We start from the raw sequence: 14,644 nt of genomic DNA, 5'->3' as shown, positions 1-14,644 counted from the left end.
GGAGTCGGGATATTAAGGCCGGGAATCGGGAATAGGGAGTCGGGAATCGTAAAAACGAGGCGGTCCGGCCAAGCTCTGCGATTCCCTATTCTCGATTCCCCATTCCCGGCGGCGGCCCCCGCCGCCGCTCACATCCGCTGCACGCCCAGCACCACCGCCAGCCTGCGCACGCGGCGCATGACGTCGGCCAGATGGCGACGATCGCTGACTTCGATGGCGAAACGCATGATCGCGATGTTGGCGTCGCGCTCCAGGTATTCGACGCGGTCGATGTTGGATTCGGCCTCGGCGATCGCCGCGGCGACCTGGGCCAGCGAGCCGGGGCGGTTGTCGACTTCGATGCGCAAGGCGGCGGCGAAGTCGCCGGACACCTGGCGGTCCCAACCGATCGCGACCCAGCGATCGGGCGACTTGCGGTAGTCGGCGACGTTCGGGCAGTCCAGGCGATGGACCACGATGCCCTTGCCGGCGGTGTGGTAGCCCATGATTTCGTCGCCCGGCAACGGCAGGCAACAGTTGGCGAAACTGATCACGCCGCGCTCGGCGCCGGTGATCAGGATCTTGTCCTCGGGCAGCCGCGGGCGGTCGATCGCGCGGCCGCGGGTCTTGCCCGGCACTTCGCGCGCCAGCGCCAGGGCGACCTGGTTCGGCATGCGGTTGCCCAGGGCGATATCGGCCAACAAGGCCTCCAGGCGCGGATAGCGATACTCGGCGAGATAGCTTTCCAGGCGCAGCGCCGGAGTGCGGTCCAGCGAGGTCTCCAGCACTTCCAGCGCGCGGTCGAGCATGCGGTGGCCGAGCTGGACCGCATCCTCGTGTTCGAGCTGCTTGAGCTGCTGGCGGATCGAGGTGCGCGCCTTGCCCGAGACGACGAACTCCAACCACTGCGGCTTCGGCGTCGACGACTTGGCGGTGATGATCTCCACGCGCTGGCCGCTGGCCAGCTTGGTGCGCAACGGCACCAGCTTGCCGTCGACGCGCGCGGCGACCGCGCGATTGCCGACGTCGGTATGCACCGCGTAGGCGAAATCCAGCGCGGTCGAATTGCGCGGCAGCGACATGATGTCGCCCTTCGGCGTGAACAGGTAGACCTCGTCCGGGAACAGGTCGACCTTGACGTTTTCGAGGAATTCCAGCGACGAGCCGGTCGAACGCTGCGACTCGACCAGGCTGGCGATCCAGCTGTGCGCACGCGACTGCGCGCTGTTCGGGCCTTCGCCGCCGTGTTTGTACGACCAGTGCGCGGCGATGCCGCGCTCGGCGATCAGGTCCATGTCCTCGGTGCGGATCTGCACTTCCACGGGCGAGCCGTAGGGGCCGAACAACACCGTGTGCAGCGACTGGTAACCGTTGGCCTTGGGGATGGCGATGAAATCGCGGAAGCGCGCATCCAGCGGTTTGTAGGCCGAATGCACCACGCCGAGGGCGTGGTAACAGTCCGGCACGCTGCGCACGACGACGCGGAAACCGAACACGTCCATGACCTGGTTGAAGCTCTTATGCTCGTGGTGCATCTTCATGTAGATGCTCCACGGCGATTTCACCCGGCTGATCAAGCGGTGTTGAAGCTTCTCCTTCGCCAGGCGCTGGGCCAGGTGCGCTTCGATCTGGACCAGCGACTCGCGCCGCACCACCGGCTGGGTGCGGATGCGTTTTTCGATGACCGCATGACGCCAGGGATGCAGGGCGCGGAAACCCAGGTCCTGCAGCTCGGCCTTGATCAAATTCATGCCCAGGCGCTGGGCGATCGGCGCGTAGATCTCCAGCGTCTCGCGGGCGATGCGCTCGCGCGCCTCGGCGCTCTGCGCGCCGAGCGTTCGCATGTTGTGCAGGCGGTCGGCGAGCTTGATCAGGATCACGCGCAGGTCGCGCGCCATCGCCAGCAGCATCTTGCGGAAGCTCTCGGCCGCCGCTTCCTGGCGATCGCGGAACTGCAGCTTGTCGAGCTTGGTGACGCCGTCGACGAGTTCGGCCACGGTCGGCCCGAATTCGGTCGCCAGGCATTCGCGGGTCAGCGGCGTGTCTTCGATGGTGTCGTGCAGGATCGCCGCGACCAAGGTCTCGACGTCCAGCCCCTGCTCGGCCAGCACCTTGGCGACCGCGACCGGGTGAGTGATGTAGGGCTCGCCCGACTTGCGGGTCTGGCCCACGTGCGCGGCGGCGCCGACCGACCAGGCGCGACGCAGTTGCAGGCGTTGCGCTTCGGGCAGGTAGTGCGCGGCCAGTTCGAGCTCGCGCACATAGTCCGGCAGCTCCGTGTCGTCCAGAACGGCGGGATAGGTGCTCAGCGCGGGCTCGGCAGGGGTCATAACGGAAATTTACGCGGGCGATGGCTCAAGGTGCAACGCATCCATTGATATTGGGTGCGGCACGCAGGCAGCGCAGGCAAGCGGCGGGCCCCGATTGCGGCGCAAGGACGAGACATTCGTTCAGGAATGCGCCAACGGTCGCAGTCGGAAGGCGGCGAATACCGCGGCTGGCGCGTGATCGCGCTCGCGGCCGGCGCGGCCAGGCGCACGGCGTCGAGCGTCCCGCGGCGGCGGCACAAACGAAAACGGCCCCGCCTGGGCGGAGCCGTAAACGTAGCGGNCGGGGCCGCAATCGACTCCCCGCGCCGGAGCGCGGGGCCGGATGCACTCAGTCGTCGCTCTTCGACAGATCGTCGTCGGCGACCACTTCGGCGGCGGCCCATTCCAGGGCTTCGCGCTCTTTGCGCTCGCGCTCGGCCTTTTCGACCGCATCGATGTATTCGGGGTTGATCTGGCGCGCGGCGATTTCGCGCAGTGCCAGCACGGTGGGCTTGTCGTTGGCTTCGCTGTTGTCCAGCTGCGGCTCGACGCCGTTGGCCAGCTGACGCGCACGCTTGGCGGCCAACATGACGAGTTCGAAGCGGTTATCGACCACTTCCAGGCAATCTTCGACGGTAATGCGGGCCATGGGGCTCCTGGCGGCCGGTGGGCCGTCTTTACAAGCGGTTGGGGACCGGGGAGTTTAGACCGCTTGCCGGGCCGGGGCAAGGTTTCCTGCACCAAGCTCTTATGAATCAGACAGATACGGGCGGGATCGGGGTTCGTGACGATGGCTTTGCACGGGGGATGGGAACGGCCAAGAGCAAATCCCCCCTGCCCCCCTTTTTCAAAGGGGGGAAAGGCGGAGGCGGCGGGCTTGGAGGGACGCGAGTCTCGCCGGGGTTCGATTCCGAGCGCCGACTCCGGACTCCGACTCCCGATTCCCGATTCCCGGCCCTCAGCCCTCCTCGGCCAGCAACGCGGTGATCAGGCGGGAATGGCGGGCGACCTGCGGTTCGCGACGCAAGCGGCTGGCCAGGAAGATCGCGCACATTTCCTCGACCGCGGTGTCGAACACTTCGTTGACGATGACGTAGTCGAACTCGCCGTAATGCGACATTTCCTCGCGTGCGGCGTCCAGGCGCTGGCGGATCGTCGCCTCGCTGTCCTGGCCGCGCGTGCGCATCCGCGACTCCAGCGCCTGCCGCGACGGCGGCAGGATGAACACGCTGACCGCATCCGGCACCTTGGACCGGACCTGGCGCGCGCCCTGCCAGTCGATTTCCAGCAGCACGTCCTTGCCGGCGGCCAGGAAGGGCTCGACCGACTGGCGCGCCGAGCCTTTCCAGTCGCCGTGGACGCGGGCGTATTCGAAGAAATCGCCGGCCTCGACCATCGCCTCGAATTCCTGCGCGCTGACGAAGTGGTAGTGCTCGGCGTGGCGCTCGCCCGGACGCGGCTGGCGCGAGGTGAACGAGATCGACAGGCGGATGTTGGGATCGCGCGCCAGCACGGCGTTGACGATGCTGGATTTTCCGGCCCCGGACGGGGCCGCGACGATGTAAAGGGTTCCGCGCATTAGGCAGTGATTCGTGATTCGAGATTCGGGATGGGTACAGCGGTTTCGCCGAGACGGGAACCCGGTAACCCGGGATGCGCTGTGCGAATCCCGAATCCCGAATCCCCAATCCCGGTTATTCGATGTTCTGGATCTGCTCGCGGACCTGGTCGATCAGCACCTTGAGTTCGACCGCGGCCGCCGAACTGCGCGCGTCGACCGACTTGGAACCCAGGGTGTTGGCTTCGCGATTGAATTCCTGGAGCAGGAAATCGAGGCGGCGGCCGACCGCTTCGCGCAGCTTGAGCACGCGCCGCGCTTCGACCACGTGCGAATCGAGACGGTCGAGTTCTTCGTCGACATCGAGCTTCTGCAGCCACAGCACGAGCTCCTGCTCGACGCGGCCGTTGTCGGCCGGCTGGGCCAGATCGGCGAGCCGCGCCTCGAGCTTGGCGCGCTGGCCGGTGCGGATCGCCGGCATCAGCGTACGCACCTCGGCGGCGATCGCGGCGATGCCGTCGACACGCTCGCCGATGACGGTCGCGAGCTTGCCGCCTTCGCGTTCGCGCGCGGCGACGAATTCGTCGAGCACGCTGTCCAGCAGCGCCAGCGCCGCAGCCTGCAATTCGGCCGGATCGGTGCTCGGCGCCTGCAGCACGCCGGGGAACTGCAGCAGATCGGTGAATTCGGTGCGCAGCGCCGGGAACCGTGCCGACAGGTCGATCGCCAGATCGCTGAGTTCGCGCAGCCGGGTCGGGTTGAGCTGCAGCGCGTCGCCGCCTTCCGGCGCGCGCAGGCGCAGGGTCAGGTCGAGCTTGCCGCGGCTGATGCGCGCGGAAATGCGCTCGCGCAGGGCCGGTTCGAGCACGCGCAGCTCGTCGGCCAGGCGCACCCCGAGCTCGAGGAAACGATGGTTGACCGAGCGCAACTCGCAGCCGAGCGTGCCCCAGGGTGTCACGCGTTCGCCGCTGGCGAAGGCAGTCATGCTGCGAATCATTCGCGAATCCCAAGCCTACAGGGAGCGAATGGTAAACTCGCCGGCCATCAAAACGGTAACTTCGCGCCCATGACCGGTCCCAACGCCGCCCCCAACGAGGCCCCGACCGGCCCCCTCGCCCGTCCCAGCGGCCGTACCGCGGGCCAAATGCGCGAAGTCCGCATCGAGCGCAGCTTCACCCGCCACGCCGAGGGCTCGGTGCTGGTCAGCTTCGGCGAGACCCGGGTGCTGTGCACCGCCAGCGTCGAAAACAAGGTGCCCTCGTTCCTGCGCGGCAAGGGCGAAGGCTGGGTTACGGCCGAATACGGCATGTTGCCGCGCGCGACCCACACCCGCAGCGATCGCGAGGCCGCACGCGGCAAGCAAGGCGGCCGCACCCTGGAAATCCAGCGCCTGATCGGCCGCGCCTTGCGCGCCTGCATCGACCGCAAGGCGCTCGGCGAGCGCACCATCACCCTGGACTGCGACGTCCTGCAGGCCGACGGCGGCACCCGCACCGCGGCCATCACCGGCGCCTACGTGGCCCTGGTCGACGCGGTGCGCTGGCTGCAGTCGCGCCGCGAGATCGCCCGCGACCCGATTTTCGGCGCGGTCGCCGCGGTCTCGGTCGGCGTCTACCGCGGCGTGCCGGTGCTGGATCTGGATTACGCAGAAGACAGCGATTGCGACACCGACATGAACGTGGTCATGAACGACGGCGGCGGTTTCATCGAGCTGCAGGGCACCGCCGAAGGCCACGCCTTCCGCCGCGAAGAGCTCGACGGCTTGCTGGCCCTGGCCGAAGCCGGCATCGCCGAGCTGATCCTCAAGCAGCGCGAGGCGCTGGCGGTCTGATCGCCGCGAACGGCTTCGAGTCCCGATGCGGACTCGAAGCCGCTGTCATCGTTTCGCTCTTCCGCTCGCGTGCTGGCCTCTCGCTGCGACACGCCCGTCGTTCCGGCGCGACGGGACAGCACTGCGAGCCCTTCCTGCACCCATCCGCTCGCGGCATCCGCGCCGGTCTTGCGCTCGCGGCGAAAGCCGAAAACCATCGGATTTCCCCTGACTTTCGGCGGTCGCGCCGAGCGTGGGCACCGATCGAGACGAGTGCCGACCTTCTCCGGCGATGGCGATTGCCGACGAATGCACGCCACGACCGCGCACCGCACCGCACCGCACCGCACGGGCAAAGACTGTGCGCTACCCGTCGCGCATCAGGCGCAATGCGCTTGATCGATATCCAACGAATCAACACGCGATATACGCGCAGCGCTGAAGACACACCCGCAGCATCGAACTGAACGCTACGCGTACGCTCGACGCGCATCGCGTCGCCGTACATGCAGTTCAAGCACGAGCATGCCACCAGAACCACGAAACCCTTCACGGATGCACGAAGCCGGGCTTCGTATAACGGCGGCGGCGTGCCAATCTGCAGCGGGCTCGATGGCGACACGCTCGGGCACGCGCATCATCGCGACGGCCAGGGAATGTGCTTTCTGCCGGACCGTCGCGTCCTCCCTCCCCTCCATTCGGCCGGCTTCGCCCGCCCTCCTACCGAAGGCGATGGCGACGGCCCCTCAGCAAGGTCCGCCATGAATCGCAGCATCGGCAGCATCGCCCTCGTCGTCGCCGATTACGACGAAGCCATCGCTTACTACACCCAGGCACTGGGGTTCGTCCTGCTCGAGGACGTCGACCAGGGCGGCGGCAAACGCTGGGTCCGGGTCGCGCCCGCCGGCGGCGCCCAGACCGCGCTGTTGCTGGCCCAGGCCGTCGGCGAGGAACAAGGCTCGCGCATCGGCAACCAGACCGGCGGCCGGGTCGGTTTTTTCCTGCACACCGACGACTTCTGGCGCGACCACGCGGCGATGGTCGGGCACGGCGTGCGCTTCATGGAAACTCCGCGCGTCGAGACCTACGGCACGGTCGCCGTGTTCGAAGACCTGTACGGTAATCGCTGGGATTTGCTGGAACTGAAAGCATGAGATTAGTGCTGGCCAGCAGCAACGCCGGGAAGCTGGCGGAACTGCGCGACCTGCTCGGCGACACCGGCATCGAACTGGTGGCGCAAACGGATCTGGGGGTCGAGGACATCGAGGAAACCGGCAGTACGTTCGTCGAGAATGCGCTGCTCAAGGCCCGTCATGCGGCCGCGGTCACCGGGCTGCCGGCGCTGGCCGACGATTCCGGCATCTGCGTCGACGCGCTCGGCGGCGCCCCCGGCCTGTACTCGGCCCGCTACGCCGGCCAGCACGGCGATGCCCAGGCCAATATCGACAAACTGCTCGCCGCCCTCAAGGACGTGCCGGACGCCCAGCGCGGCGCGCACTTCTATGCGGTGATCGTGCTGCTGCGCCATGCCGGCGACCCGCGCCCGGTCATCGCCGAAGGCATCTGGCACGGCCGCATCCTGCACCAACGCCAGGGCGAACGCGGTTTCGGCTACCAGCCGGTGTTCTACGACACCGAGTACGACGTGTCCGCCGGCGAGATCGACGATGCCCTCAAGAACCGTGTCAGCCACCGCGCCCGCGCCCTGGCGGCGCTGCGCGAGCGCCTGCCGGAGGTCGCCAGGTGAACCGGATGATGCGCGCCGCCGCTCCGCCCCGACGCGCCTTTCGCACCGGCGGCCACACCGTGCTGTCGGTGGCCGTGCTGTACCTGCTGGCGATGCCGATCGCGATCTGGATCCGCCAGGACGGCCTCAGCGCCGGCACCCACCAGACCAACAGCTTCAGCTCGGAGATCGAGCTGGCGCTGTGGCTGCTGGCGACCCTGGTCGGGCTGGTCGCCCTGGCCGCCATCCAACGGGTCAGCCTGCAGGCCAGCCCCGGCCACACCATCGGCTACGCCAACATCACCACCGCCCATCGCACCCGCCGCTTCGCCCCGGGCGAGGTGGTGGGCATGTCCCTGCACCGGGCCAAGGACGGGCGCCTGCGCCTGACCTCGACCCTGGAACTGCGCCTGTCCCCGGCCCCGCACCGGCGCTGGAACACCGCCAGCATTTTCGACGGCGAAACCTCCGGCGACGGCAGCGCCGAGCCCCTGGCCACGATCATGCGGCTGGTCGTCCAGGCCCGCCCGGACGTGGCCATCGACGCCAATCTGCGCGCCCTGCTCGCCGTCACCCGCTACGGCGCGACGCGCGACCGGTAAGCTGTCGGCCCCTTCCGACTGTTTCCGGGCCCTCGGGTCCGGTCGAGCGCTGTTTGAGCGATACCCTGACCACCCCGCCGTTGTCGCTGTACGTCCACCTGCCCTGGTGCGTGCGCAAATGCCCGTACTGCGATTTCAACTCGCACGAATACAAGGGCGGCAAGGGCAGCGCCCTGCCCTACGACGCCTACGTCGACGCCCTGCTGGCCGACCTGGAGCACGACCTGCCCTTGGTCTGGGGCCGGCCGGTGCACAGCGTGTTCTTCGGCGGCGGCACCCCGAGCCTGTTCCCGCCCGAGTTCATCGACCGCTTTCTGCAGGGCGCCAGCGCCCGCCTGCGCTTCGCGCCGGGTTGCGAAATCACTCTTGAAACCAACCCCGGCACCGCCGAGCACGGCCGTTTCGAGCTCTATCGCGCCGCCGGGGTGAATCGGCTCAGCTTCGGCATCCAGAGCTTCGACGACGGCTGCCTGCAGCGCCTGGGCCGCATCCACGACAGCCAGGAGGCCGAGGCTGCGGTCAAGCTGGCGCAGGACGCCGGTTTCGACAACCTCAACCTCGACCTGATGTACGCCCTGCCCGGCCAGACCCTGGCGATGGCCGAGCGCGACCTGGAGCGGGCCTTCGCCCTCGACCCGGCCCACCTCTCGCATTACCAGCTGACTCTGGAACCCAATACCGTGTTCGCGGCGCGGCCGCCGCAGGGCATCCCCGACGAGGACAGCGCCTGGGACATCCAGGAGCACTGCCAGGCCTTGATCGCCGCGCGCGGCTACGAGCATTACGAGGTCAGCGCCTATGCGCGGCCGCAGCGCCGTTGCGCGCACAACCTCAATTATTGGCGCTACGGCGACTACCTCGGCATCGGCGCCGGCGCCCACGGCAAGATCACCCTCGGCGCCGAGCAGGCCATCCTGCGGCGCTGGAAGCACAAGCACCCGACCGAATACCTGGCCAAGGCCGGCACCGAAGCCGGGATCGGCGGCGACGACCGCATCGCGCCGGAGCGGCGGCCGTTCGAGTACATGCTCAATGTGCTGCGCCTGGTCGAGGGTTTCTCGCTGGCCGACTACGAGGCCCGCACCGGCCTGGCCCGCGCCGCCATCGCCACGCAACTGCAGGCCGCCTTCGACGCCGGCTGGCTGGAACAAAACGGCGACCGGGTTCGTCCGACCGAGCTGGGGCGCCGCTTCACCAACGACGTGGTGGCGCTGTTCCTGCCCGACTGAGGGCCGCTCGATGGCCGACTGAGCGGCTTGCGCCGCTCGCAAACCGGGGGCCGCGGCAGATGCCGGGCCTCACAAGCCCGCGACCGGCCCCGGTGGACACTCGCCTATGGCCGCCCGTGCGGGTCGTTCGCGTTAGTGCCATTGGCCGCCTCCTGTCGGCTGCACGCCCACGCGCGGTCGTCGTCGGACCGTTTCGAGTTGGCGAGCGCCGGGGAGGCGTGGTTATATCTTGAGGTCGTCAGTACCGAATCCACATGTCCGCCACGTTTGATCCTCTGGACGCCTCGCTGCCGCGGGCCACCCTGGCCACGGCCGCGCTGCCTCGTCGCGTGCGCCGATTGCTGGAGCAGTTGTACGCCCTGATCTCCGACGAAACCGCGCCGCAACTGGAACGGATGCTCGCCGAGTTCGAGCAGCAGCTGTTCCGCCAGGCCGACCAGGCCCGCAATCCGAGCCTGCAATCGGGCTATCTGGAAACCCTGCGCCTGGTCCGACTGCGCCGCGCCGACTTGATCCCGCGCTATCTGGTCGCGCTGGAAACCGCGCTGACCCGTGTGCGCCAGCCGGTCGCGCCGCGTTCGCAAGCGACGGTCGTGCCCAATTTCAGCGAGTTGCGCCTGGTCGACGACAGCGAGATCGACGAGAACACGGTGCTGCGCAGCATCGCCAGCCGCCACGAATCGCGCGCCGGCCTCGGCCTGTTGCTGCTCGGCCAGCGCTTCGGCGTGCTCGCCGGCGCGCCGGCCTTCGATGCCGAACGCCTGCCGGTCGGCCCGCACCGCCTGATCCGGATCTTCGCCGACGTCTGCCTGCCCCTGCAGATCGGCCAGGAGTCGCGCCTGGATCTGTTCCGCGTATTCGACCAGCAGGTGATGCTGGGCTACGCGCAGATGGTCGAGGCCATGAACGCCCTGCTCGCACGCGAAAACGTGCTGCCGGGCCTGTCGTTCGTGCCGCTGCGCGCGCGCCCCAACGCCACGCCCCAGGGCGAAGCCGCGGCCGTCGACGCCCCGCGGCGCGAACCGGCGCCCGACAAGAACCACGGTCCGCAGGCGGGGCCGTCGCCCTCGGCGCGGCCCGGCGACGAGCGTCCGCACACCGCCTGGCCCGGCCAGCAAACGGTGGCGCGGGCACCGGACGCAACCGATTTCGCGACCCTGCAGCAATGGCTCGGCGAACGCCGCGAACTGGTCGACAAGCTGCGTCCGCGCGGCGGCATCGCCGTGCCGGGCGCGGCCATGGATACCGCCGAAGTGTTGTCGGTGCTGAACCGGCTCAAGGACGAACTGCCGCGCGGCCCGCAGCCGCTGCGCAAGATCGCCGAGCTGCGCCAGTCGCTGCTGGAACACAGCGAGCCTCCGCCGGGCACGGTCGCCACATTGTCGCGCGACGACGGCGACGTGTTCGATCTGCTCGACATGCTCTATGACGAGATCGAGCAGCGCCTGCGCGGCGACGCGACCATCTCGACCCTGCTCAACCGCCTGCAGGCGCCCTTACTGAACGCCGCGCTGCGGGACCGCAGCCTGCTCGAGCAAACCGAGCATCCGGCGCTGCAGTTGCTCAACACGGTCGCCGAAGCCGGCGCGCGCTGGACGCCGAGCGAAGACGTCGACCCGCAGTTGCACGAGCCGCTGCGCCAGGCCGTCGACCACGTGGTCGAGCACTACGACACCGGCGCCGACGTGTTCGATACCGCCAACCTGCGGCTGCAGGAACAGTTGCAGAACCTCGCGCGCAAGGCCGAAGTTTCCGAACGGCGTCACGTCGAGGCCGCGCGCGGCAAAGAAAAGCTCGAGATGGCCAAGCGCCTGGCCAGCGAGGCGATCGAGCAGCACACCGCCGAGCAGCGCCTGCCGCGCTTCGTCCAGGCTCTGCTCAACCAGGCCTGGGCCGACGTGCTCACCCTGACCCTGCTGCGCCACGGCGAAGAGTCCGAAGCCTGGCAGCGGCAGTTGGAAACGACACGTCAGATCGTCTCGGCCAACCTCACCGGCGCCGATGCGCCGATGCCCTGCGGGCTCGACGCCGACATCGAACACGCGTTGACCCAGGTGGGCTATCACGGCGACGACGCCCGCGCGATTTCGCGCCAGCTCACGGTCGGCCCCGCGCACGAAGACGACGCCGCCTCGCGCACCGAACTTGCGATGAAACTGCGTTCGCGCAGCCGCCTCGGCGAAGACGCAGGCCCGGCCCGCTCGACCCTGCCCGCGCGCAACGACGACGAACAACGCTGTTGGGAACAGATCCGCAGCCTGCCGTTCGGCACCTGGTTCGAGTTCGTGCAGAACCAACAAGGCGACGCAGTGCGTCGGCGCCTGTCGTGGTTCAGCCCGGTCACCGACAACGCCTTGTTCGTCAATCAACGCGGCCAGCGCGCCGGCGAACAGTCGCTGGACAGCCTCGCCCGGATGATGGCGCGCGGCCAGGCGCGGGTGGTCGTCGAAGAACGCAGCCGCCTGGTCGATCGCGCCTGGCATGCCGCGCTCGACGTGCTGCGCGGTTTCGGCGGCAAACGCCCGGCCGATCCGGCCGGTGCATGAGAGCAGGCCTATGAACGAAGAATTCCGCCGCACCCGTCGTCGCCGACTCGCCGAAACGGTGCAGGTCGTCGACACCATGACCGAGACCGTGATCGGCCATCTGGGCAATTTGTCCGAGACCGGGATGATGCTGATCGCCAACACGCCGCTGGTCGACGACGCGCTGTACCAACTGCGCTTCAACCTGCGCGACGCCCCCCAGCACACCTCGCCGATCGAAGTCGGCGCGCACCTGCTGTGGCAGGATCGCGCCAGCGTGCCCGGCCAGACCTGGACCGGCTTCCGTTTCATCGCCATGCCCGAAGACGGCATGCAGCACCTGCGCCAGTGGCTGGACCTGCCCGGCGGCAGCTACGAGTAAGCGGTTCCCGCACCAGGCTGTTCTCCCTGTCGCGCCTGCGGCGAGCGTGGGCCATGCAAGGCGAGAGGGCCGAAGCGAAGGTACTGCCCCCCCGCCGGCGCAAATCCTGCCCCGGCGAATTACGGCAAAATGGGCCGGTTTCCTCCAGGCCAGGCCCGCAATGAACGCTTCCGCCCGCACCGCCGATCAGTCCGCCCTCGACACCCACGCCCTGTACCGGCAGCACTTCGCCGAATTGCAGCGCCGCTGCGAGCAGGCGCTGGAACGCGGCGGGTTCGATCACCTGGTGGTGCCGAGCGGCACCTTGCACTACCAGGTCTTCGACGATCGCGATTACCCCTATGCGGTGAACCCGCAGTTCAAGGCCTGGGTGCCGCTGACCCGCAACCCCGGCAGTTGGCTGGTAGCGACGCCGGGTCATAAGCCCAAGCTGATCTATCTGCAGCCCTTCGACTACTGGCACGTCGTGCCGCAGGCGCCGAACGGCTGGTGGGTCGATCACTTCGAGGTGATCGTGATCCGCCAGCCCGAGCAAGCGCTGGCCCACCTGCCCAAGGACCCGGCCCGCTGCGCGATTCTCGGCGAAGCGCAGAGCGCGCTCGGCGCCGGCAGCGACCGCGCCTTCGTGCCGAACAATCCGCCGGCGGTCATCGACTATCTCGAATACCACCGCGCCTACAAGACCCCGTACGAAGTGGCGATGATGCGCGAAGCCACGCGCAAGGGCGTGCGCGCGCATCGCGCCGCCGAGGCCGCGTTCCGCGCCGGCAAGAGCGAGTTCGACATCCACCTCGCCTATTGCGGCGCCGCGCGCCAGGACGCCAACGAACTGCCCTACGGCAACATCGTTGCCCTCAACCAGAACGGCGCGGTGCTGCACTACATGGAACTCGATCGCGAAGCCCCGGCGCAATCGCGCAGCTTCCTGATCGACGCCGGCGCCAGCCACCACGGCTACGCCTGCGACATCACCCGCACCTACGCCAGCGACGGCGGCGGCGAATTCCAGGCCCTGATCGACGCCGTCGACGCCGCGCAGCGGACGATGTGCGACCAGGTCCGCGCCGGTACCGACTACAAACGCATCCACCTCGACGCCCACCTGGCCCTGGCCGGCATCCTCAAAGACGTCGGCGTGCTCAAGGTCTCGCCGGAAGCGGCGGTGGCGACCGGCGTCAGCGGCGTGTTCTTCCCGCACGGCATCGGCCACGGCATCGGCCTGCAGGTGCACGAGGTCGCCGGCTTCGCCGCCTCCGACCGCGGCGGCCGCATCGACAAGCCCTCCGGCCATCCCTACCTGCGCATGACCCGCGTGCTCGAAGCCGGCATGGCGGTGACGATCGAACCCGGCCTGTACTTCGTCGACTTGTTGCTCGACGGCCTCAAGCAGGGCGAACACGCCGGCAGCGTCGACTGGGACCGCATCGAACAGTTCCGCCCCTTCGGCGGCATCCGCATCGAAGACGACGTGGTCTGCACCGACGCCGCGCCGGTCAACCTGACCCGCGACGGCTTCGCGGAAGCGGCCTGACCCCCGCGTGCGGCGCATCCTGTTCGTCTGCAGCCAGAACAAACTGCGCAGCCCGACCGCCGAACAGGTATTCGCCGCGCGCGACGGCCTCGACGTCGCCTCGGCCGGCCTCAATCACGACGCCGAGCAGCCGCTCGGCGCCGAACAGGTCGAGTGGGCCGAGCTGATCTTCGTGATGGAAAAGGCTCAGCGCAGCAAGCTGCAGCGCAAGTTCCGGGCGCAGCTGCGCGGCAAGCGCGTGGTTTGTCTGGATATTCCGGACGAGTACGAGTACATGGCGCCGGAATTGGTCGCCTTGTTGCGGGCGCGGGTGCCGCGGCATTTGTGATGAGTGTGCTGCCGGCCCGGCGCCCCGTTGCCGTTGCCGTTGCCGTTGCCGTTGCCGTTGCCGTTGCCGTTGCCGAGATTTTGATCTGCTTTTCTGCTTTTCTGCTTTTCTGCTTTTCTGCTTTTGTGCTTTTGTGCTTTTCTGCTTTTCTGCTTTTCTGCTTTTCTGCTTCTCCGCTTTGCCGGTCAAGTGGAGACCCGGAGGGCGGCGCACAGGACGTGCGCCGTTTTCCGATAAGACAGGGACGTCTTATCGGAAAATCCCGGCGCCGGCATCGCACTCGTGGCCTGTGCCCTTGCAAGGAGAGCCCTTTTCTTTGGTTACCTTTGACCGAAGGGAATCCAGACGGACTTTTGGGCTTAGCAAAAGAAAGTAACCCGGCCGCGTGAGCGGACGGAAGCTCTGCACTTGCTTCAAGGGAGCGCCGGAGGCCGGCAGGACGTGGTCGCGACTTGCGTCGCTCCTACCCTGGGCTCCAGTCGGAAGCGACGCGAGATCAGGGCGCCGTGGTCGCCGCTTCAAAGAGTAGGAGCGGCGCAAGCCGCGACCGCGCTGTCATGGTCTCGCTTCGAAGCGACCAAGCAAGATCAGGATCAAACGCTAAGAGCTTCCGCCACTAAAGCGGCGGGTTACTTTCTTTTGTCATAAGCAACAAAAGAAAGGTA

General features: G+C 68.0%; 14 protein-coding genes. 10 read left to right on the top strand and 4 right to left on the bottom strand.

Annotated elements, in window-relative coordinates; translation table 11 throughout:
* Positions 1-128 precede the first annotated feature (128 nt).
* The 4 genes from ACTJJK_RS16980 to ACTJJK_RS16965 all read right to left on the bottom strand — a co-directional run bounded on the left by ACTJJK_RS16980 (position 129) and on the right by ACTJJK_RS16965 (position 4,843).
* Positions 129-2,309, bottom strand: coding sequence for a RelA/SpoT family protein (locus tag ACTJJK_RS16980; RefSeq protein ID WP_031372645.1), 2,181 nt, complete (start codon positions 2,307-2,309; stop codon positions 129-131).
* Positions 2,310-2,637: 328 nt separating this feature from the next.
* On the bottom strand, positions 2,638-2,937 hold the full coding sequence (gene rpoZ, locus ACTJJK_RS16975) for a DNA-directed RNA polymerase subunit omega (RefSeq protein WP_031372646.1): 300 nt from the start codon (positions 2,935-2,937) through the stop codon (positions 2,638-2,640).
* Between the two features lie 309 nt (positions 2,938-3,246).
* A complete protein-coding gene (gmk, locus tag ACTJJK_RS16970) occupies positions 3,247-3,867 on the bottom strand; it encodes a guanylate kinase (RefSeq protein WP_031372647.1) in 621 nt (206 codons plus the stop codon).
* 115 nt (positions 3,868-3,982) lie between these two features.
* Positions 3,983-4,843 carry a YicC/YloC family endoribonuclease gene (locus tag ACTJJK_RS16965; RefSeq protein WP_031372648.1) on the bottom strand — a complete coding sequence of 287 codons (861 nt, stop codon included), beginning with the start codon at positions 4,841-4,843 and terminating at the stop codon, positions 3,983-3,985.
* A 69-nt stretch (positions 4,844-4,912) separates the two neighbouring features.
* Between ACTJJK_RS16965 and rph the strand changes: the two genes are divergently transcribed.
* The 10 genes from rph (at position 4,913) to ACTJJK_RS16915 (ending at position 14,368) form a co-directional block, all read left to right on the top strand.
* Positions 4,913-5,677 carry a ribonuclease PH gene (gene rph, locus ACTJJK_RS16960; RefSeq protein ID WP_051885115.1) on the top strand — a complete coding sequence of 255 codons (765 nt, stop codon included), beginning with the start codon at positions 4,913-4,915 and terminating at the stop codon, positions 5,675-5,677.
* Between the two features lie 740 nt (positions 5,678-6,417).
* Positions 6,418-6,810, top strand: a complete 393-nt coding sequence (locus tag ACTJJK_RS16955; protein WP_031372650.1) for a VOC family protein — start codon at positions 6,418-6,420, stop codon at positions 6,808-6,810.
* Positions 6,807-7,403 carry an RdgB/HAM1 family non-canonical purine NTP pyrophosphatase gene (rdgB, locus tag ACTJJK_RS16950; RefSeq protein ID WP_031372651.1) on the top strand — a complete coding sequence of 199 codons (597 nt, stop codon included), beginning with the start codon at positions 6,807-6,809 and terminating at the stop codon, positions 7,401-7,403. Before ACTJJK_RS16955 ends, rdgB begins: the two co-directional genes overlap by 4 nt.
* Positions 7,400-7,984: a hypothetical protein gene (locus ACTJJK_RS16945; protein WP_152566272.1), complete on the top strand. Its 585-nt coding sequence runs from the start codon at positions 7,400-7,402 to the stop codon at positions 7,982-7,984. Before rdgB ends, ACTJJK_RS16945 begins: the two co-directional genes overlap by 4 nt.
* A 53-nt stretch (positions 7,985-8,037) precedes the next feature.
* Entirely contained in the window at positions 8,038-9,213 is a 1,176-nt protein-coding gene (hemW, locus tag ACTJJK_RS16940) for a radical SAM family heme chaperone HemW (RefSeq protein ID WP_081930990.1), read from the top strand.
* A 254-nt stretch (positions 9,214-9,467) separates the two neighbouring features.
* Positions 9,468-11,759, top strand: coding sequence for a DUF1631 family protein (locus tag ACTJJK_RS16935; protein ID WP_051885116.1), 2,292 nt, complete (start codon positions 9,468-9,470; stop codon positions 11,757-11,759).
* A 10-nt stretch (positions 11,760-11,769) separates the two neighbouring features.
* On the top strand, positions 11,770-12,120 hold the full coding sequence (locus ACTJJK_RS16930; RefSeq protein WP_031372655.1) for a PilZ domain-containing protein: 351 nt from the start codon (positions 11,770-11,772) through the stop codon (positions 12,118-12,120).
* Positions 12,121-12,280: 160 nt separating this feature from the next.
* Positions 12,281-13,651, top strand: coding sequence for a Xaa-Pro dipeptidase (gene pepQ, locus ACTJJK_RS16925; RefSeq protein WP_440730775.1), 1,371 nt, complete (start codon positions 12,281-12,283; stop codon positions 13,649-13,651).
* Positions 13,652-13,658: 7 nt separating this feature from the next.
* The gene (locus ACTJJK_RS16920; RefSeq protein WP_440730774.1) at positions 13,659-13,979 is read left to right on the top strand and encodes a low molecular weight protein tyrosine phosphatase family protein; all 321 of its coding nucleotides are present in this window, start codon (positions 13,659-13,661) and stop codon (positions 13,977-13,979) included.
* Positions 13,979-14,368: a hypothetical protein gene (locus ACTJJK_RS16915; RefSeq protein ID WP_440730773.1), complete on the top strand. Its 390-nt coding sequence runs from the start codon at positions 13,979-13,981 to the stop codon at positions 14,366-14,368. The genes ACTJJK_RS16920 and ACTJJK_RS16915 overlap by 1 nt, the downstream gene beginning before the upstream one ends.
* Positions 14,369-14,644: the final 276 nt, after the last annotated feature.

The organism is Lysobacter sp. 22409, from assembly GCF_052045105.1.
In the GTDB taxonomy this organism is placed as follows: Bacteria; Pseudomonadota; Gammaproteobacteria; order Xanthomonadales; family Xanthomonadaceae; genus Lysobacter; species Lysobacter antibioticus_B.
The sequence above is the reverse complement of the archived record's forward strand: the minus strand, read 5'-3'. Positions and strand labels throughout refer to the sequence as shown.

Coding starts and splice junctions, on each gene's coding strand:
- ACTJJK_RS16955 (WP_031372650.1), top strand. CDS start 6,418: ATGAATCGCAGCATCGGCAGCATCGCCCTCGTCGTCGCCGATTACGAC.
- rph (WP_051885115.1), top strand. CDS start 4,913: ATGACCGGTCCCAACGCCGCCCCCAACGAGGCCCCGACCGGCCCCCTC.
- rpoZ (WP_031372646.1), bottom strand. CDS start 2,937: ATGGCCCGCATTACCGTCGAAGATTGCCTGGAAGTGGTCGATAACCGC.
- ACTJJK_RS16915 (WP_440730773.1), top strand. CDS start 13,979: ATGAGTGTGCTGCCGGCCCGGCGCCCCGTTGCCGTTGCCGTTGCCGTT.
- ACTJJK_RS16980 (WP_031372645.1), bottom strand. CDS start 2,309: ATGACCCCTGCCGAGCCCGCGCTGAGCACCTATCCCGCCGTTCTGGAC.
- ACTJJK_RS16930 (WP_031372655.1), top strand. CDS start 11,770: ATGAACGAAGAATTCCGCCGCACCCGTCGTCGCCGACTCGCCGAAACG.
- pepQ (WP_440730775.1), top strand. CDS start 12,281: ATGAACGCTTCCGCCCGCACCGCCGATCAGTCCGCCCTCGACACCCAC.
- gmk (WP_031372647.1), bottom strand. CDS start 3,867: ATGCGCGGAACCCTTTACATCGTCGCGGCCCCGTCCGGGGCCGGAAAA.
- ACTJJK_RS16965 (WP_031372648.1), bottom strand. CDS start 4,843: ATGATTCGCAGCATGACTGCCTTCGCCAGCGGCGAACGCGTGACACCC.
- ACTJJK_RS16935 (WP_051885116.1), top strand. CDS start 9,468: ATGTCCGCCACGTTTGATCCTCTGGACGCCTCGCTGCCGCGGGCCACC.
- rdgB (WP_031372651.1), top strand. CDS start 6,807: ATGAGATTAGTGCTGGCCAGCAGCAACGCCGGGAAGCTGGCGGAACTG.